General features: G+C 44.1%; 22 protein-coding genes. 21 read left to right on the top strand and 1 reads right to left on the bottom strand.

The window, feature by feature from the left end:
- The first annotated feature begins 78 nt into the window (after nt 1–78).
- The 20 genes from JK628_RS17010 to dinB all read left to right on the top strand — a co-directional run bounded on the left by JK628_RS17010 (nt 79) and on the right by dinB (nt 18,580).
- Nucleotides 79–750 (top strand): alpha-ketoglutarate-dependent dioxygenase AlkB family protein, encoded by a 672-nt coding sequence (locus JK628_RS17010; protein WP_202286148.1) that lies wholly within the window; start codon nt 79–81, stop codon nt 748–750.
- Nucleotides 751–916: 166 nt separating this feature from the next.
- A complete protein-coding gene (locus JK628_RS17005) occupies nt 917–1,420 on the top strand; it encodes an ACT domain-containing protein (RefSeq protein WP_202286147.1) in 504 nt (167 codons plus the stop codon).
- A gap of 99 nt (nt 1,421–1,519) precedes the next feature.
- A complete protein-coding gene (locus tag JK628_RS17000; RefSeq protein ID WP_202286146.1) occupies nt 1,520–1,819 on the top strand; it encodes a BolA family protein in 300 nt (99 codons plus the stop codon).
- A gap of 152 nt (nt 1,820–1,971) precedes the next feature.
- A complete protein-coding gene (locus JK628_RS16995; RefSeq protein ID WP_202286145.1) occupies nt 1,972–2,475 on the top strand; it encodes a TRAP transporter small permease subunit in 504 nt (167 codons plus the stop codon).
- Nucleotides 2,475–3,839, top strand: coding sequence for a TRAP transporter large permease (locus JK628_RS16990; RefSeq protein ID WP_202286144.1), 1,365 nt, complete (start codon nt 2,475–2,477; stop codon nt 3,837–3,839). The genes JK628_RS16995 and JK628_RS16990 overlap by 1 nt, the downstream gene beginning before the upstream one ends.
- A 78-nt stretch (nt 3,840–3,917) precedes the next feature.
- Nucleotides 3,918–4,964, top strand: a complete 1,047-nt coding sequence (locus JK628_RS16985; RefSeq protein WP_443020015.1) for a TRAP transporter substrate-binding protein — start codon at nt 3,918–3,920, stop codon at nt 4,962–4,964.
- Between the two features lie 48 nt (nt 4,965–5,012).
- Nucleotides 5,013–5,522, top strand: coding sequence for an S-ribosylhomocysteine lyase (luxS, locus tag JK628_RS16980; protein ID WP_202286142.1), 510 nt, complete (start codon nt 5,013–5,015; stop codon nt 5,520–5,522).
- A 651-nt stretch (nt 5,523–6,173) separates the two neighbouring features.
- On the top strand, nt 6,174–7,508 hold the full coding sequence (locus JK628_RS16975; protein WP_202289857.1) for a Na(+)-translocating NADH-quinone reductase subunit A: 1,335 nt from the start codon (nt 6,174–6,176) through the stop codon (nt 7,506–7,508).
- Nucleotides 7,508–8,707 carry an NADH:ubiquinone reductase (Na(+)-transporting) subunit B gene (locus JK628_RS16970; protein ID WP_202286141.1) on the top strand — a complete coding sequence of 400 codons (1,200 nt, stop codon included), beginning with the start codon at nt 7,508–7,510 and terminating at the stop codon, nt 8,705–8,707. Before JK628_RS16975 ends, JK628_RS16970 begins: the two co-directional genes overlap by 1 nt.
- On the top strand, nt 8,700–9,494 hold the full coding sequence (locus tag JK628_RS16965) for a Na(+)-translocating NADH-quinone reductase subunit C (RefSeq protein WP_202286140.1): 795 nt from the start codon (nt 8,700–8,702) through the stop codon (nt 9,492–9,494). Before JK628_RS16970 ends, JK628_RS16965 begins: the two co-directional genes overlap by 8 nt.
- The gene (locus JK628_RS16960) at nt 9,494–10,126 is read left to right on the top strand and encodes an NADH:ubiquinone reductase (Na(+)-transporting) subunit D (RefSeq protein WP_202286139.1); all 633 of its coding nucleotides are present in this window, start codon (nt 9,494–9,496) and stop codon (nt 10,124–10,126) included. The genes JK628_RS16965 and JK628_RS16960 overlap by 1 nt, the downstream gene beginning before the upstream one ends.
- A 5-nt stretch (nt 10,127–10,131) precedes the next feature.
- Nucleotides 10,132–10,740, top strand: a complete 609-nt coding sequence (gene nqrE / locus JK628_RS16955) for an NADH:ubiquinone reductase (Na(+)-transporting) subunit E (protein ID WP_101089960.1) — start codon at nt 10,132–10,134, stop codon at nt 10,738–10,740.
- A 47-nt stretch (nt 10,741–10,787) separates the two neighbouring features.
- On the top strand, nt 10,788–12,035 hold the full coding sequence (gene nqrF / locus JK628_RS16950) for an NADH:ubiquinone reductase (Na(+)-transporting) subunit F (protein ID WP_202286138.1): 1,248 nt from the start codon (nt 10,788–10,790) through the stop codon (nt 12,033–12,035).
- Nucleotides 12,036–12,064: 29 nt separating this feature from the next.
- Nucleotides 12,065–13,081, top strand: a complete 1,017-nt coding sequence (locus JK628_RS16945) for an FAD:protein FMN transferase (protein ID WP_202286137.1) — start codon at nt 12,065–12,067, stop codon at nt 13,079–13,081.
- A 12-nt stretch (nt 13,082–13,093) separates the two neighbouring features.
- On the top strand, nt 13,094–13,315 hold the full coding sequence (gene nqrM / locus JK628_RS16940; RefSeq protein ID WP_202286136.1) for a (Na+)-NQR maturation NqrM: 222 nt from the start codon (nt 13,094–13,096) through the stop codon (nt 13,313–13,315).
- Between the two features lie 333 nt (nt 13,316–13,648).
- Nucleotides 13,649–14,116, top strand: coding sequence for a bacterioferritin (gene bfr, locus JK628_RS16935; RefSeq protein ID WP_202286135.1), 468 nt, complete (start codon nt 13,649–13,651; stop codon nt 14,114–14,116).
- Nucleotides 14,117–14,128: 12 nt separating this feature from the next.
- The gene (gene bfr, locus JK628_RS16930; protein WP_202286134.1) at nt 14,129–14,596 is read left to right on the top strand and encodes a bacterioferritin; all 468 of its coding nucleotides are present in this window, start codon (nt 14,129–14,131) and stop codon (nt 14,594–14,596) included.
- 295 nt (nt 14,597–14,891) lie between these two features.
- Complete coding sequence (locus JK628_RS16925; protein ID WP_202286133.1) at nt 14,892–15,092, top strand: hypothetical protein; 201 nt, start codon at nt 14,892–14,894, stop codon at nt 15,090–15,092.
- A gap of 247 nt (nt 15,093–15,339) precedes the next feature.
- On the top strand, nt 15,340–17,340 hold the full coding sequence (locus tag JK628_RS16920; RefSeq protein WP_202286131.1) for a methyl-accepting chemotaxis protein: 2,001 nt from the start codon (nt 15,340–15,342) through the stop codon (nt 17,338–17,340).
- Nucleotides 17,341–17,500: 160 nt separating this feature from the next.
- Nucleotides 17,501–18,580 carry a DNA polymerase IV gene (dinB, locus tag JK628_RS16915; protein WP_202286129.1) on the top strand — a complete coding sequence of 360 codons (1,080 nt, stop codon included), beginning with the start codon at nt 17,501–17,503 and terminating at the stop codon, nt 18,578–18,580.
- A gap of 90 nt (nt 18,581–18,670) precedes the next feature.
- Here the strand turns inward: dinB and JK628_RS16910 are convergent, their stop codons facing one another.
- Complete coding sequence (locus JK628_RS16910; RefSeq protein ID WP_202286118.1) at nt 18,671–20,131, bottom strand: aminoacyl-histidine dipeptidase; 1,461 nt, start codon at nt 20,129–20,131, stop codon at nt 18,671–18,673.
- Between the two features lie 227 nt (nt 20,132–20,358).
- Here JK628_RS16910 and JK628_RS16905 point away from each other — a divergent pair, with 227 nt between their 5' ends.
- Nucleotides 20,359–21,897, top strand: coding sequence for a M17 family metallopeptidase (locus tag JK628_RS16905; protein WP_202286116.1), 1,539 nt, complete (start codon nt 20,359–20,361; stop codon nt 21,895–21,897).
- Nucleotides 21,898–22,811 lie beyond the last annotated feature (914 nt).

Genomic DNA, 22,811 nt, shown 5'->3' with positions numbered 1-22,811 from the left:
GATTTATGATCTTAGGTATATATTAGACGTAATGATAGCTTTGTAGCATTAAAGCCGTGGATTGACAGGATCGGGGAAGTGGAACAAGAGGGTTTTACCTTTGATGATAAAACATCATCAAATCAAGATAAGCTAAAAAGTGAGGAGGGCCTTGTCGAGGCCGGTGTAACTGCGCAGCAAACATCAGCCCCTTATACATTAATAAGGGACTACCTTAATGATGCTCAACGACAGGCATTATTAACTGAAGCTATGCAATATCCAATGAGTCGGCCTGAGTTGACGGTCTATGGCAAAAGTCATCCTATTCCTCGTAGCCAAGTTTGGTTTGCAGATAAAGGCTGTGACTACTTTTACTCTGGGCTATTTATTGAAGCATTACCCTGGCCCAAGTATGCGGATAAATTGCGGCACAAGCTGAATCGAGACTTTTCGTTGATGAGCAACGGTGTGCTGGTTAACTGCTACAAAGATGGCACTGAATCGATGGGCTGGCATAGCGATGATGAGACAGAGATTGAAGCGGGTAGCGATATCGCCTCAGTAACATTAGGTGCAAGCCGAGACTTTTTTTTACGCCACAAGCTCACTAAACAGAAAATAGTACTGAGGTTAAATAGTGGTGATCTATTGATAATGCATTGGCCCATGCAGGCACATTGGGAGCATTCACTACCGAAACGATTGCGAGAGACTCAATGCAGGATTAATTTTACCTTTAGAAAGCTAATAGCGAACTTTCATCGGTGATCATTGACTATGGTCGAATTTGTACTGTTTTGTTGGCCAGTTCGCACTCTGCGCTCATTAGTTACTCTATAGTTGTTAAGTATAAAGTTAATACTGCTATCTACTATTAAACTGCGAAATGGGCGGCTTACTGTTTTCGCTCATGGCAACGGTCAAGGAGTTTTCAATGAAAAAAATATTTATTGCAACAGTGCTAGGCTCCGTTACTCCTGGTGTGATTAAAGCTCTGGCTCAAGAAACGCGGCAAGCGGGTGGTGAATGGATAACCAGCAAGGTGATTAAGGTAGACCACCATTTTGCAGCTTTGTTAAAGGTGGCTATCGAAGATGACATGTCACAGCAATTAAAAGCCCAGTTCGAACGACAGTTCCCCGCACTCACTATTTTATTTGATGAGTCGATTGCCGCTCTCCAGAGTGATCTTAGAGTGATTCACCTTAATGTGGATTGTAAAGACCGCCCTGGTTTAACCCGAGAAATAGCCGATGTACTGGTTAACTTAGATCTTGGCATTGAGCATATGGAGTTTAATCGTGTGCACGTATCGACTATCGGGCAGACCGTGTTCACCTCTAAGCTCACAGTCCTGCTGCCAAAAGAGGTAAGCAACGAAAGTGTCGTAGAGTTGTTAGAGGGAATATCTGAAGATTTAAGGGTGAGTGTTATATAGAGCAATTTAAGCCTATTCGCAGTACAGGCGATAGTTGACCTTTACTTCTCATGGCAGTAACCTGCCGCAATCGCATTTATGCCATTTGAGAACATCGTTATGTCAGTTGAACAGATCATTACCGAAAAGCTCACCGCAGCACTTTCACCGTCACATCTCGAAGTGATAAACGAAAGCCATAACCATCACGTGCCGCCAAACTCTGAAACTCACTTTAAAGTGATTATTAGCAGTAGTGAATTTGTCGGCAAACGTCTAATAGGGCGTCACCGCGCGGTAAACGAGGCGTTAGCTGACGAGTTCGCTCAAGGCTTACATGCACTCTCTATGCATACATTTACACCGGAGGAGTGGGCGCTAGAATCTGCGGTTCCTGCATCACCTAAATGTAAAGGCTAGTAATAGCTAAAAAAGTGTAAAAATCACAGCATAACGCTGTGATTTTGTATTTTAGGGCACTGCAATGTGAAACAAACTACTTTTAGTCAGGTATCATTATTGTTGTGCATTTGTTATTAATAAGTACGTTTTAAATTTACTTATTGATAATAATGAAATTACTCGAAAAACTGGTCGAGAGCATCGGTCGCGGGGTAAGTTGGTTTACCCTATTGATGGTGCTGATGACACTGGCTGTGGTTCTATTAAGGTATATTTTTAATACTGGGGCGACAGCAATTCAAGAGATGGCGCTATACCTCCATGGCGCTGTATTTACCCTAGCTGCAGGTTATACCTTAAAGCACGACGGTCATGTCCGGGTTGATATCTTCTATCGTCGTTTTTCTGTGCGAGGCCAGCATTGGGTCGATTTTCTTGGCTGCTTACTTTTTCTATTCCCTGTATCGCTCTATATCACCTATGCCAGTTTTGATTATGTATTGGCATCTTGGCGCTATGGTGAAACATCGGTAGAAGCCGGAGGATTAGCCTTTGTTTATATTCAAAAGTCCTTGCTACTAGCGCTTACCGTGAGCCTGATGCTGCAAGGGATTGTTGAGCTAATACGTTTAAGTCGGTTACTGTTTTTATCCCCTGCAACAGGGGCTAAATAATGGCGATTCTATTATTCGTCGTTGTTTGTATTGTGTTGATGCTTGGTTATCCCGTCGCATTAACACTGGCTGGCGTCGCGTTAATGTTCGCTGGTGTTGGCGAGCTAATGGGTGTTTTCGACTCGACACTACTCGGTGCGCTACCTAATAGACTTTTTGGTATTATTAATAATTCGATATTAATGGCCGTTCCACTCTTTGTATTTATGGGGGTGGTGCTAGAAAAATCTAAAGTTGCAGAGCAGTTGTTAACCAGTATGGCTGAGTTGTTTGGTCGTCTGCGAGGAGGACTGATTTTTAGCGTTTTCTTTGTCGGTATGTTACTGGCAGCGAGCACTGGCATTGTCGGGGCCACTGTGGTGACGATGGGGCTGATGTCTCTGCCTACGCTGTTAAAACGCGGTTATGACCCTGCGTTTAGTGCCGGCGCCATCTGCGCCACCGGCACACTAGGTCAAATAATCCCTCCCTCGATTGCACTGGTGCTACTCGGAGATGTATTGTCCAACGCTTACCAGCAAGCGCAGCTGCAGATGGGCATTTTTAGTCCAAAATCTGTTTCCGTTGGCGACCTGTTTGCGGGGGCTTTGATCCCCGGTATATTGCTACTTGCCATGTACTGCCTCTATACCTTGCTGCTGATCAAACTCAAACCAGAACGTTTTCCCAAACCAGCAGAGGTCAGCAAACTTAACTTGCATTTTGTTTGGCGAATATTAAACGCCTTGCTGCCACCATTAGTGCTTATCTTTATGGTGCTAGGGTCGATTCTATTTGGAGTTGCCACGCCGACTGAAGCGGCTTCCGTGGGGGCTTTTGGCGCATTGGTTATTGCTGCCTTGAAAAGGCAGTTAAGTTTTACGGTGCTCAAAGAGGTCATGTTAAGCACGGTTAAGGTCACATCTATGGTGTTCCTTATTTTAATCGGCGCGTCTATTTTCTCCTTGGTGTTTCGAGGTTTTGGTGGTGAAGAGTTAATTCAGCAGCTATTTAGCAACATGCCCGGCGGGGTTGTTGGTGCCACATTGCTGGTGATGTTGGTGATTTTTTTACTCGGGTTTATTCTCGACTTTATAGAGATAACTTTTGTTGTGGTGCCGTTAGTGGCGCCAATATTATTGGCCATGGGCTTAGACCCGATATGGCTTGGCATAATGATAGCGGTGAATTTACAAACCTCATTTTTAACCCCGCCATTCGGATTTGCACTGTTTTACCTGCGTGGGGTGACAAAAGACTTAATTAGCAGCAGCGATATCTACCGTGGCGTATTGCCCTTTGTGGTGATTCAACTACTGCTGTTACTGATTTTAAGTCTCTGGCCGAGCTTAATAACTTGGTTACCCAGCGTGATTTACGGTTAACAAAATACGGAAACGATGACAAAGGAGAGTGAGATGAAACGATTTATAGCGTTATCAATTGCACTGAGTGTAATTGCGATGACGGGATGCGGCAATGAGGAAACCCCTTCAGCTGCGATCGCGACGACAGAAGTGAAACCGATTGAGTGGAAGTTGGTAACGTCTTGGCCGAAGAATTTTCCAGGGCTTGGGATGGCGCCAGAACGTTTTGCAGAGTTGGTAACAGAGATGTCAAATGGGCGGCTTAACATCAAAGTCTATGGCGCTGGGGAGTTGATGCCGGCGTTTGAAGTGTTTGATGCCGTGAGCCAGGGGACTGTGCAGATGGGACATAGCGCCGCGTATTACTGGAAGGGAAAAGTCCCAGCTGCGCAGTTTTTCACTTCAATTCCTTTTGGACTTAATGCGCAAGAGATGAATGGTTGGCTGCACTATGGCGGCGGCATGGAGTTATGGCAAGAGGTGTATCAACCCTTTGGAATAATACCACTTGCGGGTGGCAATACCGGCGTACAGATGGGGGGCTGGTTTAATAAGGAGATCAACTCTATTGATGATCTCAAAGGTTTAAAGATGCGTCTGCCAGGATTAGGTGGTGAAGTGTTGAAAAAGGCGGGCGGAGTACCTGTGACCTTACCAGGTCGTGAGCTCTATACCGCGCTGCAAACCGGGGCTATCGATGCAACAGAGTGGGTAGGCCCCTATAACGATTTAGCGTTTGGTTTGCATAAAGCGGCTAAGTACTACTATTACCCAGGTTGGCATGAGCCTGGTAGCACCTTAGAGTTTTTGGTTAATGAAGCTGCGTTTGAAACGCTACCAGCAGATCTTCAGAGCATAGTAAAAGTTGCGTCGAAGGCGATTAACCAAGATATGCTGGATGAATATACTGCAAGACATGGTGCGGCGTTAGACTCTTTGTTGAATGAACATGGCGTTATTCTTAAGCAATACCCAGAAGAGGTGATGGCTAAGCTGGCAATTATTTCTAAAGAAGTGATTGCGGATCAATCTCAGCGAGATCCTTTAATGAAAAAAGTTTATGACGCTTATATTGACTACGAAGCAGGGGTACGTAAGTATCACTTGATATCAGAAGATGCCTACAGTCGATTAAGGCAGTAACCCACACCATGCTCAATTGTAAAAAAAGAGTGAATTTGGAGATTAATTATGCCGTTATTAGATAGCTTTACCGTTGACCATACTCGAATGAATGCACCCGCTGTTCGTGTTGCCAAATCAATGTCTACCCCTAAGGGCGATACAATAACGGTATTTGATCTGCGCTTTTGTGTGCCAAATAAAGAGATTTTAAGTGAAAGGGGGATCCATACACTTGAGCACCTTTTTGCCGGGTTTATGCGTGATCATCTTAATGGTGGTAGTGTCGAGATTATCGATATTTCCCCTATGGGCTGTCGTACCGGCTTTTACATGAGCCTTATCGGTACACCAACAGAGTCGATTGTGGCTGATGCTTGGTTGGCTGCCATGCAAGACGTACTTGCGGTCGTTGAGCAATCTGAGATCCCTGAGCTTAATGAATACCAATGCGGCACTTATGAGATGCATTCATTGGAGCAGGCTAAAGAAATTGCGCGCAGTATCATATCAGCAGGGATAAACGTGAACCGCAACGATGAACTCATTTTAAGTGATGAGATCTTAAACGGCTTATAAATGTTGATTGTGTCGATGGTGTTAAAAAGCGGCTTAGGCCGCTTTTTTGTTTCTATATCGTCATAAGATAATTCTGTGGCGATAGTTATTTTTGACCGTTACTCAGCAAAACGGTGACCGAACCATAATAACTCGCGACTTCGAGAGTGAATTACAAGCTATTTGAGTTGCTTAGGGCGAAAAGTCAAAGGAACTTTGCCCATATATATGGCCAGCTTAAGCTGCAATTATCTGATTCTTTGGTCATATTGATTAACACTTCAAAGAAGGCTTGCTTAAATAACCAGCATTCAGACTCAAGGGCTTTCTTAATAATAAAACGCTAATGTCGGATGGGTTTCTTTACATGGAAATCGATTAACCCCTTTATACATATGGATAAAGGGGGATTGGTGACGATTAATTGAAACGCGAACATTTCACTAATTTGGGATGTTTGTTATTAAAACGTCGGCAACCTTTTAAAACAGGCATATTTTTCATGGCGACCTAGTGATATTTGCGGTAAAATGCGCGCGACCAGCGTGATTGCGATCGCATTTCAGCGATAAATCTGCGCTAGCTCAACACGAAAAAAGGTTTGTTTAAAACTTGTGTGTTTAGCAGGAACGCGGCGCATTGTCTTTCCTTCATAACGTAGTGCTTGTGGATATGATTACAATAAAGAAAGGATTGGACCTACCCTTAGCCGGTGGGCCAGAACAAGTTATTCATGATGGCCCAGCCATCAACCATGTAGCTATTTTGGGTGAAGAGTATATTGGCTTACGTCCTACCATGAAAATTAAGGTAGGCGATAAAGTTAAAAAAGGTCAGATTCTTTTTGAAGATAAAAAGAATCTGGGTGTGAAATATACCGCTTTAGCCAGTGGCACCATTTCCGAAGTTAACCGGGGCGCTCAACGTGTTCTGCAGTCTGTTGTTATTGATGTCGAAGGAGATGACAGTATCTCTTTTGCTAAATTTGACGCCACTGCAATAGGAAAAGTTGAGACTCAGCAAGTACGTGACAATCTGATTGAATCAGGTTTGTGGACGACTTTGCGAACGCGTCCTTTCAGTAGAATACCCGCGGTTGATTCAACTGCAGCTGGTATTTTCGTCACCGCGATTGATACTCAACCACTGGCTGCAGATCCTGTCGTCGTGATTGCTGAGCATAAAGCAGATTTTGAACATGGCTTAACGCTACTTTCAAAGTTAACTGAAGGTAAAGTTTACCTTTGTAAAGCTCCTGGCGCTGATATTCCAAGTGCAAATGCTCAGGTTGAAGAGTTTGCCGGGGCACACCCTGCAGGCTTAGCCGGTACCCATATACACTTCCTTTTACCCGCTTCTGCAAATAGAACGGTATGGCAGATTAACTATCAAGATGTTATCGCGATAGGCCAGCTCTTTACTACCGGTGAGCTAAACACTCAGCGTGTGGTATCTGTAGCAGGTCCTAAAGCGGTTAAGCCTCGATTAGTTCGCACTGTCGCTGGCGCTTCTATGGCTGAACTGACTCAAAATGAAGTAAGCGAAGGTAATGTTCGTATTATCTCCGGTTCAGTTTTGAGTGGACGTAAGGCTGCCGGTCCTCATGCTTATCTTGGTCGTTACCACAACCAAATTAGCTTGTTGGAAGAGGGTACAGAGAAAGAGTTCATCGGTTGGGCTATGCCTGGCGCTGATAAATTCTCTATCACTCGTGCATTCCTTGGGCACCTTTCATCTTCTCGTCTGTTTAATATGACAACGAGCACAGGTGGATCGGATCGTGCCATGGTACCCATTGGTAACTATGAGCGTGTCATGCCGCTGGACATTCTTCCGACTATGCTGCTACGAGACCTGGTCTCTGGTGACTACGATGGCGCTGCGACATTAGGTGCATTGGAGTTGGACGAAGAAGATTTGGCACTGTGTACTTTCGTATGTCCTGGTAAATATGACTATGCATCATATCTACGTGACTGTTTAGATACGATCGTGAGGGAAGGCTAATGGGCTTAAAACAGATTTTCGAAAATATTGAACCGCAATTTGAAAAAGGCGGTAAATATGAGAAGTTTTATGCGCTTTTTGAAGCTGCATATACTGTCTTTTATACGCCAGGTCACGTGAACAAGGGTCGTACCCATGTTCGTGATAACTTGGACCTAAAGCGTATGATGATCATGGTTTGGGCCTGTGCATTCCCAGCTATGTTTGTCGGTATGTACAACGTAGGTTTACAAGCACAAGACGCGTTAGTAGCAGGCTTTGCCTCTCCTGATACGTGGCAAGTTGCTTTGTTCGGTATGTTTGGTACTGAATTGACAGCAAACTCAGGTGTGGCCGCATTAATGTGGTATGGCGCTTGTTGGTTCTTACCCATATATGCCGTGACATTCGCTGTTGGTGGTATTTGGGAAGTGCTGTTTGCATCAGTACGCGGGCATGAAATTAACGAAGGCTTCTTTGTTACCTCGATTCTTTTCGCACTAACACTGCCTGCAACAATTCCTTTATGGATGGTTGCTTTAGGTATCACCTTTGGTGTGGTTGTGGCGAAAGAGATATTTGGTGGCACAGGTCGTAACTTCTTAAACCCGGCACTTGCTGGTCGTGCGTTCCTCTTCTTTGCTTATCCGCTAAGTATGTCTGGCGATACAACTTGGGTCGTTGCTGACGGCTTCTCAGGTGCTACGGCACTGAGCCAAGCGGCGCAAGGCACATTGGAGTATGGACTGACTCAAAACTGGTGGGATGCGTTCTTCGGTTTCATTCCAGGTTCTGTTGGTGAAGTCTCGACTCTGGCTATCTTGATCGGTGGCGCAGTTATCATCTATACCCGTATTGCTTCATGGCGTATCGTGGGTGGCGTGATGGCCGGTATGATTGCCGTCTCATTCCTACTGAACTTTATTGGCAGCGATACTAACCCACTGTTTGCCATGCCTTGGTATTGGCATCTGGTGTTAGGTGGTTTTGCATTCGGTATGATGTTCATGGCGACAGACCCTGTTTCAGCGTCTTTCACTAATAATGCGAAGTGGGGCTACGGTATCTTAATCGGTGCTATGGCGGTATTCATTCGTGTTATTAATCCTGCTTTCCCTGAAGGCATGATGTTGGCCATCTTGTTCGCTAACCTATTTGCTCCATTATTTGACCATTTTGTGGTTCAGTCGAATATCAAGCGGAGGATTGCTCGTGGCTAGTAATAAAGATTCGTTCGGAAGAACACTATTTGTTGTTGTTGGCTTGTGTTTCATCTGCTCTATGTTCGTTTCGACGGCTGCAGTATTATTGAAACCAACTCAGCAAGAGAACAAACTACTTGATAAGCAAAAGTATATTCTTGAAGCTGCTGGTCTGATTAATACCAGAGAAGACAAAGTCGAGAAAGCGCAAGTTTTGGAGACATACAATAAGTATGTTGAAGCTAAGCTTGTTGACCTTAAAACCGGTGAGTTCGTTGCTGGTGATGCAGATACTTTTGACACCGAGAAAGCCGCACGTACGCCAGCGACCTCTTTTGTACCGCAAAATGACATTGCGTCAGTTAAGCGTGTAGCAAATAATGCCGTGGTTTACCTCGTTCGTGATGACAACCAGCAACTACAAACAGTGATTATTCCTGTTAAAGGTTATGGATTGTGGTCAACGATGTTCGCTTTCTTGGCTGTTGAGCCTGATCTAAATACAATTCGTAGCTTGGTTTACTACAGCTTTACCGGTTCAGGTGAAACTCCTGGTCTTGGTGGTGAAGTTCAAAACCCACAATGGATTGCTAAATGGGAAGGCAAGAAGCTATATAACGATAAAGGTGAGCTAGCGATTAGCGTTACTAAAAACCCTGTCGTTGCAGCTTCACCATACGGTGTAGATGCACTATCGGGCGCTACGCTAACAGGTAACGGTGTGCAGAACTCACTGACATTCTGGTTAGGTGAAGAAGGCTTTGCTCGCTTTATTGAAAAAGCGCGTAATGGAGGGCTTAGCTAATGGCTGATGCTAAAGAGCTTAAACAGGTTCTAATTGGACCTGTCCTTAGTAATAACCCGATTGCATTGCAAATTTTGGGTGTATGTAGTGCACTGGCTGTTACCGCTAAAATGGAAACTGCCATTGTAATGACTATCGCGCTTACCGCTGTATGTGCGCTGTCTAATCTATTTATTTCACTAATCCGTAACCACATTCCAAGCAGTGTACGTATCATCGTGCAGATGACGATTATTGCGTCATTGGTAATTGTGGTTGACCAAGTACTACAAGCTTACGCTTACGATGTTGCTAAGCAACTATCTGTATTTGTAGGTTTGATTATTACTAACTGTATTGTTATGGGCCGAGCTGAAGCCTATGCGATGAAGACACCGCCTTTGATGAGCTTCATGGACGGTATTGGTAATGGTATTGGTTATGGTGCAATCCTATTGTCTGTTGGCTTCGTACGTGAACTATTTGGTAACGGTTCATTGTTCGGCATCGAGATCTTAAGCAAGATTTCAGACGGTGGCTGGTATCAGCCTAATGGCCTATTGCTTCTGCCTCCTAGTGCGTTCTTCCTGATCGGTGCATTGATCTGGATTATTCGTACTATGAAGCCAGAGCAAGTAGAAGCAAAAGGATAAGCATAATGGAACATTATATTAGTCTACTAATTCGTTCTGTTTTCATTGAAAACATGGCGTTATCCTTTTTCCTCGGTATGTGTACCTTCTTAGCAGTATCTAAGAAAGTAAAAACAGCTATGGGCTTAGGTGTTGCCGTTATCGTGGTACTGGCGATTTCAGTTCCCGTTAACCAAATTATCTATCAAGGTATTCTTGCTCCAGGCGCATTAGCTTGGGCGGGCGTTCCAGATGCTGATTTGAGCTTCTTGAAGTTCATCACCTTTATCGGTGTTATCGCAGCGTTGGTACAGATCCTTGAGATGGCATTGGATAAGTATTTCCCGCCGTTATATAACGCATTGGGGATCTTCCTACCGCTAATCACTGTAAACTGCGCAATTTTCGGTGCAGTATCTTTCATGGTTGAGCGTGATTACAACCTGACTGAAAGTTTAGTGTTTGGTATTGGTTCCGGTATCGGTTGGGCATTAGCACTTGTCTTACTTGCCGGTATCCGTGAGAAGTTAAAATATGCTGATGTTCCTAATGGGCTTCGCGGACTGGGTATTACCTTTGTTACCGCAGGTTTAATGGCTCTAGGTTTCATGTCGTTCTCTGGTGTGTCTCTGTAAAGAGACACCAAAGCGACGTCTTAATTTGAACCTTTAAGGATAAGTTAATGGGTATTCTTGAATCTACTCCAATCGATGTATATCTCGGTGTGAGTATGTTTACCGCAATTGTATTGGTTTTAGTTTTGGTTATTTTATTTGCCAAATCTAAGTTAGTGCCGAGCGGAGATGTCACTATTGGCATCAACGATGATGCTGATAAAGCAATTAAAACTGCGGCAGGTGGAAAGCTACTAGGCGCACTAGCTGAGAGCGGTATTTTCGTATCCTCTGCTTGTGGTGGCGGTGGTACTTGTGGTCAGTGTAAAGTACACGTTAAATCAGGTGGTGGTGATATTCTGCCGACTGAGATGGATCATATCAGCAAGGGTGAGGCTCGTGAGGGCTGCCGTTTATCTTGTCAGGTAAACGTTAAAGCTGATATGGAGATCGAACTAGAAGAAGAGATCTTTGGTGTTAAGAAGTGGGAATGCGAAGTTATCTCTAACGATAGCAAAGCGACCTTCATTAAAGAGCTTAAGTTGCAAATACCTGGTGGCGATTCAGTACCTTTCCGTGCTGGTGGTTACATTCAGATAGAAGCACCAGCACATCACGTAAAATATGCAGATTATGATATTCCTGCAGAGTACCGTGGTGACTGGGAGCATTTTGGTTTCTTTAAGCTTGAGTCTCAAGTTGACGACGAAACAATCCGTGCATATTCAATGGCGAACTATCCTGAAGAGGAAGGTATCATCATGTTGAACGTGCGTATTGCGTCGCCTCCGCCGCGTAACCTATCGCTACCTTGTGGCAAGATGTCATCGTACATCTTTAGCCTAAAAGCGGGTGATAAGGTCACTATCTCTGGCCCATTCGGTGAGTTCTTTGCTAAAGAGACTGACGCAGAAATGGTATTCATTGGTGGTGGTGCAGGTATGGCACCAATGCGTTCACACATCTTCGATCAGCTTAAGCGCCTTAACTCAAAGCGTAAGATTAGCTTTTGGTATGGTGCGCGTTCAAGCCGTGAAATGTTCTACGTTGAAGATTTTGATGGCCTAGCGGCTGATAATGACAACTTTAAGTGGCATGTTGCACTGTCTGATCCACAGCCTGAAGATAACTGGGATGGTTACACGGGTTTCATTCACAATGTGTTGTTTGAAAACTATCTACGTGATCATGAAGCGCCAGAAGATTGTGAGTTCTACATGTGTGGCCCACCGATGATGAACGCTGCTGTGATCGGTATGCTTAAAGATCTTGGTGTCGAAGATGAAAACATCTTACTAGATGACTTCGGTGGCTAAACCCTCTCTAATTGGAGATCTAGGTCATAATGTTTAAGACCTTAGTAAACTGGCTGGCCCTTATCGGGTTAGCCTTTTTTATTTCAGGATGTGCTAAACCTGCTGAAGTAATTTCACTGTCCGGTAACACAATGGGCACAACTTATCATATTAAAGTTGTGCGCAGTGAGTCGCTGCCGGATGTTCAGCTCTTACAGGCGGAAATTGATCTGGCTCTTGAGAAAGTGAACGATCAAATGTCAACTTACCGTCCTAATTCGGAGTTATCTAGATTCAACCAGATGAGTCGTAACGCTCAAATGGAAGTTTCAGCTGATACTGCTAAAGTGATTGCGGAAGGTATAGAACTATACAAAATTACCGATGGTGCTCTCGACATTACCTTAGGGCCATTAGTTAATTTATGGGGTTTTGGTCCTGATAAACGTCCAACGTCAATTCCGACGAAAGAGGTTATTGCAGAAGCTAAGAGCCGCACTGGTATCGAGTATTTGTCGCTATCTGGAAATAAAATCAGCAAGCAAAATCCTGATTTATATGTTGATCTTTCATCAATTGCAAAAGGGTTTGGTGTTGATAAAATAGCTGCTCTTTTAGATAAGTATCATCCAATGGGTTACTTGGTTGAGATCGGTGGTGAAATTAGCCTTCGTGGTACTAAAGCCGATGGCTCTCTGTGGGTTATTGCTATAGAGCAACCAGGTGAAATGGGCGGCGCAATTCAGCAGGTAATTTCCCCTAAAAATATGGCAATGGCAACCTCTGGTGACTATCGTAATTATTTTGAGGAGGAGGACGTACGCTTCTCGCACTTGATTGACCCAAGAACGGGTTACCCTATAAACCATAGGTTGGCGTCTGTCACTGTGTTGCACGAAGAGTCAATGATTGCCGATGGTTATGCTACAGCTATGATGGTTTTAGGGACTCAGGAGTCACTAGAACTTGCTAATCGCGAGCATCTTGCGATAATGCTAATAGAAAAGCAGCAAGATGGCTTTAAAGTTTTTTATAGTGAAGCTTTTAAACCTTTCGTTACTCAGTAGTAGGAGTCGAATATGAGCACATTTATAGCGGCATTTGTCGCGTTACTCGCATTTTTTTTCTTAATGTCGATAGGTTACCTTGTTAAGAGACAAGTGGTGGCAGGAAGCTGCGGTGGTCTAGGCGCACTAGGAATTGAGAAAGCATGTGATTGTGATGATCCATGTGACAAACGTAAGGCCAGAATGGCTGAACAAGAGCGCCGCGAAAAGCTAGAGCAGAACAGAATTATCTAAGCTGGTGTTCGTGACGATGATTAAGGCTCCTTTTTTGGAGCCTTTTTTATATCTTTTATCGCTATATTTAATGCTGTTTACTATTTTATTGACTATTCAGCATCCGCAGCAACGTTTTAATATTATCAATGTCTGTAAATCGCTTCTCTCAATCCCCTAGTTTTGCTCAATAAAATCGTCAATTAACAGAGTCGTCGCTAATTGGTAATTGTAGTGCTAATGATAATGGTTATCCTTATTAAATCACTGAAATGTAAGGTTAATTTGTGTTTGGTTGTTTTTTGTTCTAGGCTGTAAATATTGATATAGATCAATTTTACTAAGGATGAGCAGATGAAAGGACAACCTAAGGTCATTAGCCAGCTAAACAAGGTGTTGACTAGTGAGCTAACCGCCATTAACCAATATTTCCTCCATGCCAGAATGTTTAAAAACTGGGGCTTGGGTGAGCTAAATGAAAAAGCTTACAAAAAATCAATCCAAGATATGAAGCATGCCGACAAAGTGATTGAGAGGATATTGTTCCTTGAAGGACTACCTAATCTGCAGCAACTGGACAAAATTCGCATCGGCGAGCACAGCCAAGAGATGCTGGAATGCGACAAAGTGATGTTAGAGGAGCAGCTTGTGTCATTGCGTGAAGCAATTGCTTTGTGCGAACTCTCCGCAGACTACGTTAGCCGAGATATGTTAGAAGATCTGTTAGAAGATGAAGAGGAGCATTTAGATTGGCTCGAAGCTCAGTTAGAGCTTATTTCACTGATGGGCATTCAAAACTACTTACAATCGAAAATGGACTAACCGGAGACTATTATGAAAGGCAATAAAGATGTCATCGACACATTAAATAAACTCCTCACCGGTGAGTTGTCGGCAATGGATCAATATTTTGTACACGGATTGATGTACGAAGATTGGGGCTTGAATGAGTTGCATGAGCGGATCTCCCATGAATCAGATGATGAACGCGAACATGCCAAAAAACTGGTGCAGCGCATCCTCTTTTTAGAAGGCACACCTGACGTTGCCAGCCGTGAGCCGCTTAATATTGGTAAAAACACAGAGCAGATGCTTAAGAATGATTTAGCATACGAGTATCAAGTTGCTGATAATCTACGTAGCGCAATTGCACTGTGTGAGCAGAAAAGTGATTACGAGAGTCGTGAAATTTTAGAGGTCTTACTCGAAGAGACTGAATCGGATCATATGTATTGGTTAGAGAAGCAGTTAGGCTTGATTGATATGGTTGGTTTACCCAATTATCTACAAAGTAAAATGTAGTCCGCTATTTTTGAAAGATTGATGTTTTATTGGCACCAGAGCTACGATTAGTGATGGTGCCTACTCCTTCTACTCCTTCTACTCCTTCTACTCCCTCTACTACTATTTAACTTATCCCATTTCTGTTGCTTTCCATGCAGCTATACAGCGAGTATTCAGCTACTAGACATTACTATTTCTACTCAAGCAATAAAACACAAAAATTGCTGGTCGTGTAGGGTTTTTAGACTAACCTTAAATTGCAGTAATGTGATTGAATTGAAAGCTAACTCAAACCCAATGCAGAGGAGAGGTTATGATTATTTCTGTAAAAAGCAACGTATATGACAGTGAAAATCAGCTTAAAATCGAACGTCTTCTTTGTAAGATTGAGCGTCTAGAACAACAGCTTGAAATGGCTCAGTCCGGATATTGTCGTTCACACCCCCATAAAGCCAACACGACTAAGTCGACACTTTCTGTAGATGAACTGTCAATGCTCACAAAGCTATTTTGAACGTTACAGTCTTAAGATCGAGAGTGTTAAAAAGTCTTATCTGGTAACGTCGACTATCAAATAATATTGTATTCCGCCATTCTTTATCTGAGACTCGCGTTGCTAAACAACGCGACAAATTCCTTTCGTGCTCCGTAAACTGCTATTTATACAGTTAGTACTTAATGTTGAATTTTGTGCTTTAATCTTGTCAGTTTTCTGTTAAATTCATTATTCCTAAAAAAATATAATAATAAAGGGATATAGGATGCATTGGTTTAAACGCTCGCTAAGTATGCAGCTGGTTGTGACTATTGTTGGCGCTTTGGCGGTACTTTTCACCATTGTAGCATTGTTCTTAGTTAAGAATGAAAGTACCAGTACCCGTCAGCAAATCGACAATGACTTAACGAGTTTAGTACAACTTAAATCTAACGAAGTTCGCAGCTATTTTGTCGCCAAAGGTCAATTAATTCATGCTGTGTTTGCTGATCCGACAGTATTAGAGTGGTTCGGAAAATATGATCGCCGCTTAAGCGATCTATCTGCAGATAAACAGTACAGTGCTATTGTTGAGTATTTTAAGTTCTTCTCCGATACAGACAGTGACATTAAGTCAGTGTTTTTCGGCTCCGCCAATACCTTTGAATACTTTGACCTTAATGGTCGCTACAACGACAGTGAGTACTACACTAATAAGCGCCCGTGGTGGCAAGAAGCCATTGACCAAAATGGTATGTTTGTCGGTGATCCTGCTGTTGATGCCAATGATGGTTCAATATCTGCAACCGTTAAAACAGTTGTAAAAGATCAGTCCGGTCGGTTCATCGGCATCGGTGGTATGGATATTCTGATCGACACCATTGGTAGCGAACTCTTAGCACCAATTAAGTACCAAGGTTCAGGCCAAGCGTTCCTCATTACTGATGCTGGAAAATTAGTATACTTTCCTGGTTTTACTGAGAAATTCCCACCGGGTTCTGACGCTGCTGAAATAGACAACCAATTTAGAGATAGTGAAGGTTTTAATGCGCTGAGTCGTCAAATGCAGTCTCAACGCACAGGTTTTGCCGAAGTAACCTTTAAAGGCGAATCGCAAAGAGTCAGTTTTGTGGAAGTGGGTGGTGATTTCCCTGCACAGAGATGGCACCTAGCATTCATGTTGCCAACGGAGGTTATTGAGGCGCCAGTGACCGACGCTATCATCAACTCAATTTTACTTGCTTGTTTGATAATGCTCTTTGTCGGTGTCACGGTTTGGGGCATGTTAATGCCGTTCAGAAAACAGATTAATAGCTTATTGCTGGCGATGGAAGATATTGCCGAAGGCGATAGCGATCTGGCAAAACGTATCGAAATGGACAGAGAGGATGAACTTGGGCAACTCGGTGATGCTTTCAACCGATTTGCAGCAAAAGTGCAGGGGATGCTGCAAGATACTCGCGATTTAACCTTAGAGGTTGAAAATGGTGTTACAGCCGCAGCAGAAGTCAGCGAGCGAGCACTCAATTCTGTTGCACAGCAGAAAGCGGAGATAGCCTCCGTTGCGACCGCGGCTACAGAAATGGCGCATACCAGTCAAGAGATGGCGGCAAGTGCACAACGTGCCAGCGACTTTGCCGATAAGGCACAGACTGAATCAATTGAGGGGGGCGCGATTGTCGCACAAGCAACTCAAGGGATGCAGTCTTTATCGGTGCAGGTGATTGAAGCGGCTAAAGTGGTTAAGCAACTTCGCACTCGCTCAGAGCAAATTGGTGAAGTGCTTAACGTCATCAGAGGCATTGCGGAGCAAACAAACTTGTTAGCGCTTAACGCCGCTATTGAAGCTGCGAGAGCGGGTGAGCAAGGGCGTGGTTTTGCCGTTGTAGCTGATGAAGTGCGTACACTGGCCTCGCGCACGCAAGATTCAACCGCCAATATTCAAGAGATAATTCAGACGTTACAGCAAAATGCCAATGAAGCAGAGCAGGTGATGGAAGCGGGAGTTGAGCAAGCTAATATCGGTCAGGATCTCACGGCTAAAGTAGAAATCGCGCTAGACAGTATTACCGGTGCGATTGAAGCTATTCAGCAGCAAACCATTGAGATCTCCGCCGCTGTAGGTCAGCAAGCCGTGGTTGCTGAAGAGGTGGCCTGCAATGTTGAGAATGTTCGCGCTTTATCTGATGACTCGTTAGCTGCAAGTGAAGAACTATCACGTAACTTTGACAGTTTTGCCCAGGTGACAGAGTCATTATCAAGCAACATTAAGCAGTTCAAGATCTAGACCGCTAACGCTTAAAGCATCAGGTTAAGCAAAACGGAGCCAATTGGCTCCGTTTTCGATCCTATATGCTTGCTCCCCCACACTTTGAACGCATAATTTACTTAACGCCTCTTGAGTACTGTTTATATATACAGTAACATCTATTGTGGAGGAGTTGAGATTGCAAAAAATAATTCATGTCGATATGGACTGCTTTTACGCTGCAGTAGAGATGCGTGATTTTCCTGAGCTTAGAGGTAAACCCATAGCTGTTGGCGGCAGAAGTGATCGTCGTGGTGTGATAAGTACTTGCAGCTATGAAGCAAGAAAATATGGTGTGCGCTCAGCAATGGCATCAGCTTATGCACTTAAGCTTTGCCCTGATCTCATCTTAGTGCCTGGTCGTATGCAGGTATATAAAGACGTTTCGACTCAAATTCGCGCGGTGTTTGCTAAATATACTAGCCACATTGAGCCACTATCGTTAGATGAAGCCTATCTGGATGTCACCGACAGTCCTCACTGCCAAGGCTCTGCCACCCGTATTGCAGAAGCCATCAGGCAGGATATTTTGCTGGCGACGGGACTCACTGCATCTGCTGGAATTGCACCGGTTAAGTTTTTAGCAAAAATAGCATCTGATCTCAATAAACCTAATGGCCAATATGTTATCCGTCCTGAAATGATTGAAGAGTTTGTAAAAACATTACCGCTGATTAAAATTCCAGGAGTGGGTAAAGTCACCGCTAAGAAGTTAGCGGATATTGGTCTGCATACGTGTAGCGACGTGCAGGCCTATTCTGATGACGCTTTAGTTGAGCGTTTTGGTAAGTTTGGAGGGGTATTGATAGAGCGCGCTAAAGGCATCGACACGCGGGGGATTTCTGCCAATAGAGAGCGTAAGTCGGTTGGTGTTGAAACTACCTTAGCGAAAGATATTCACACGCTGGAACAGTGCAAAGCCGTAATGCCGCAATTGATCCAAGAGCTGGGGGCTAGAGTCAATCGTAGTGCCAAAGATCGTACTATTCATAAACAAGTGGTAAAGCTTAAGTTTGATGACTTTAAACAAACCACAATTGAGCACCGAAGTGATGAAGTGTCTGTTAATCTGTTTTACCAGTTATTGGCACAAGCGCTAGAAAGACAACAGGGCCGAGGAATACGCTTATTGGGCGTTGCAGTGGGGTTGGCCTCTAAACAAGCCATTAATGATGAGGCGAGTGCAGCAAGTGCATCGCAACTAGACTTAGGCTTTTAGAAAGCGTTTTAGCTGAGTCTCAACCAAGATAAAAAAAGCCGCTGAATTTACATCAGCGGCTTTTTATTTGGTTGTCACTATTTAAAGGGTTTAATCTTTAACCGGAGTACGCTCAAGCACTGCTAACAACAGTTTCCAGTACTGACCAACGGTAGTGATGTTAACTTTCTCATCTGGGCTATGTGGATAGCGAATAGTCGGACCAATCGATACCATGTCCATCTCTGGATAAGGCTTCTTAAACAAACCGCACTCAAGGCCAGCATGGATCACCATGATTGTTGGCTCTTTGTTATAGATGTCTTCGTAAGTAGCACGGACACTTTCCATAACCGGTGAGCTGTTGTCAGGCTTCCAACCAGGGTAAGCACCACTAAATTCAACGTTGGCACCCGCAAGGTTACTCAATGAGGTCAACACACCCTCTATCTCTTCACGGCCAGAGTCGATTAATGAACGGATAAGGCAAAGCACTTGCACAGAATCAGTTTCAGTACTGATGACGCCGACATTTAGTGAGGTTTCAGTTACGCCAGCAACTTCATCGCTCATGCGCACTACGCCGTTAGGGCAGGCATTGAGGATATCAATTAATATCTGTTGTGAGTCTTCACTCATCACCTTTGTTTCTGCTGGGATCTCAGTGAGTGTCAGCGTCGTGTCAGGATCTGCAATAGCCAACTCTTGGCGAACCAATGCCTGGAACTCCGCAATACGTTGCTGTAGTAGTGTTACGTTTTCAGCGGGCGTCATAAAGCTAATTTGCGCTTCACGGGGAATCGCATTACGCAGTGAACCGCCAGTGAAGTTAGTTAGCTCAAGTGCAAGCTCATCGCTATGATCGAATAGGAATCTAGCGAGCAATTTATTGGCATTACCGCGACCTAAATGAATGTTGACCCCTGAATGGCCACCCTTAAGACCCGCAATTGATAGTGTAAAGCTTGAGTTTGTTGGCTCTGGAGACTGCCACACCATAGGCACACTGATTTGACCATCAACACCGCCAGCGCAGCCCATGTAAATCTCGCCCTCTTGCTCAGAGTCGGTATTAATAAGAATGTCAGCTTCAAGCATGCCGGCTTCTAGGCCAAACGCACCCGTCATTCCAGCTTCTTCATCGATAGTTAATAACACTTCAAGTGGACCATGGGCAATGTTATCAGCACCAAGAACAGCTAAAGCCGAAGCCATACCAATGCCGTTATCTGCCCCCAGCGTAGTGCCTCTCGCTTTTACCCAGTCACCATCAACATAAGCATCAATAGGGTCTTTTTCAAAATCATGCTCTTTATCGGCATTCTTTTGCGGGACCATATCGATATGGGCTTGTAGCACCACTATTTTACGATCTTCCATGCCCGCAGTTGCGGCTTTCTTAATAATAAGGTTACCGACTTTATCTTCAATAACTGAAAGCTGTTTGTCTTTTGCCCAAGCTTGAATATGCTCACTCAACGCTTGCTCATGCTTAGATGGGTGTGGAATGGCACAGATTTGTTCGAACCATTGCCATAGTGCTTGTGGTTGTAGCTGGTTTAGTGCAGTCACAGAAAATTCCCCTATTACTCAAATTATCACTAGAGCGCTGGTGCGCTTGAGGCTGAAAACCGCAATATTCTACCACAATCTTTGTTTACGCAAGAGTGGTTTACTGTGCTTTAGCGAGTGGCTGTCAGCTGAAGTTGCCAGATAAATTTTTAAGCACAATTAAGTCGTTGGTAATCTGTGCTCAATAGGACAATAATGCCAGCAATTAAAAATAAAAAGGAAGGGTCATGGCTGTAGTTAAATATGTTGATGTAGCCTCTCAAGAGGCGATTTTCGAAGGTAATGGATGGGATGCGCTAGTGGTTGTTGCTGCCGATCTCAATGCGATTAAGGTTGAAGAAGTTGCACTGCTGGCAAACCATGGTCAGAAAGTTGACCAGCGAGTCGGCAAATCCGTAACTCTGTTGTTTGCGCCAGGTTTAGCGGGTGGCCGATTAGTTATATCACCGGTAACTAAGGCAAGTGATGAGTATGAAGATGTACGAGTATTTGCTGACGCTGCGCGTAAAGGGATCCGAGTCGCTAAAGAGGCGGGGGCAAAACGACCATTATTGCTAGTTAATGGTATCGCTGACGCGCGCTATCAAAAATCGACCGAAGTTGCTGCTTTAGCTTGTGGTCAAGAGTTATGGCAAGCATTAGAGCTGCGAGAAGCGGGCGGTGCAGATGCGCAACTAGAGTGTATTGGTTTGCTGAGCGATACGCATCATGCGGCGACGTTAACGGCGATTGAAGTGGGGCGTACTCTCGCCAGAGACTTATGTGGTACCGAACCTGAACGTATGTCAGCCCCAGCTTTTGCTGATTACTGTTTGGCTGCACTTGCTGATAGCGGCTTAACCATGTCAGTTGTTGAAGATAGAGATATTCTAGAGCGTGACTATCCGCTACTGAGTGCAGTAGGTCGTTCATCTTTTGCAGTACTCCGGCATCAGCCTCGAGTGGTTAAGCTTGAATATGTCGGTGAAGGCGATATTGAACGTACTTTCTTATTTGCCGGCAAAGGAGTTGTTTACGACACCGGTGGGGCAGATATAAAGATTGCTGGTGGAATGGCTGGCATGAGCCGTGATAAAGGCGGCGCAGCGGCTGTGGCGGGGTTAATGAAAACCGTTAGTATGCTTAAGCCCAAAGGCATTCGTATTGTTGCCGAGCTGGGGTTAGTACGCAATAGCATTGGTAGCGAAGCGTTTGTCACCGACGAGATCATTGCCAGCCATGCAGGTAAACGGGTGCGCATCGGTAATACCGATGCCGAAGGTCGACTTGTTTTAGCCGACTTGCTCTCCCACCTACGTATTAAGGCGCAATCTGCGGTTAATCCAGAGATGTTTTCAGTCGCGACTTTAACCGGCCATGTTGTTCGTTGTTTTGGTGGTTATACAGCGGCAGTAGAAAATAGTGTGGCTAAGCAGGCTAATGTCGCTAACCGTATACAGCAACAAGCAGCTGTTTGGGGCGAACCTATTGAGGTGTCACAATTGCGCCGAGATGATTTTAGTAAAATTATAGATCCATCGAGTGCCGCTGATATGCTTTCATCTAATAACGCTCCCTCTTCAATTACTGCGCGAGGGCATCAATACCCTGCCGCATTTCTAATTGAGGCTTCAGGATTAAGTCGCCACGGCTTAAATAGTGACAAACCTATCGCTTATACTCATTTGGATATTGCTGGCAGCGCGACTGAAGGGCATCCACAATACGGCTCGCCTACGGCAACGCCTTTGGTGGGGCTGTTTAACTACATGGTCGATAGCCAGTAAGTTTGGTGTATACCCATCTTCAGGTTGGATGGGTATAATTATTTTAATGCCGACTAAGGAGTCGGCTTTTTTAGCTGTATTCATGTAATAAAATTACATTAAAGGGTGTTTTTTAGCTTTTTTAATAAAAATAGTTGTAATAAAACTACATTTCGTTATAATGATTCTCGTTGGTTAGGCAGGTGCCTAATCGAGCTAGTCTATCCAGGATGGATAATTCTCCAAGGAATCGAGCGACAAGTTGACTTTGCTTAACCCAAGATGGGTTGTAACAACAAGCACAGTATTTGGAATTCAACTTAGTTAGGAGTAACGATTATGTCTTTTACAATGAGCAGCACAATTTATTCGCAGAGCTTTTGGTTAAACACAGATGTTTTGCGTGGCGGTATATATACCATGGCATACAAGGGCTAACCTACTTGTAGTCAGCCGTTTTCATCATCCTTTATTGCACCTTTATAAGGTGTTTATAGACCAAGTTGTAAGTTGAACATCAATTTGCAATTGATTACCGCTAGCGCGTTAACCAATTTCCATCTGGAACACTTGAATATGTCTTGCCCGCTCATTGAGCGGGCTTTTTTTTGCCCTGCCCATTTGCTATTTGGTCACTCACAAGATCATGTGTCTGTCGATTATCGTTATTTAACCGTAATTTTCTTGACCGATAATCGCCAGTACTTAGGTGTGGTTCGCAAAAGCGGCCGCTTTTGTGATCTCGAGGTGTGCCGGGTGTGGTTAAATTACGTTTATGGCCAGTTTTGGGATTATTCTTAATTAGTAGTTGTAATTAAATTACGAAACCCTATAATGGCAACTCTTGATTAGGGTTAATGCCTATCAAGGTTAGTCTATCCAGGAAGGATAATTCTCCAAGGAATCGAGCGACAAGTTGACTCATCAGTTTAATT

This window comes from Shewanella sp. KX20019, assembly GCF_016757755.1.
Lineage (GTDB): Bacteria > Pseudomonadota > Gammaproteobacteria > Enterobacterales > Shewanellaceae > Shewanella.
This window is presented reverse-complemented; position numbering and strand designations above follow the sequence as displayed.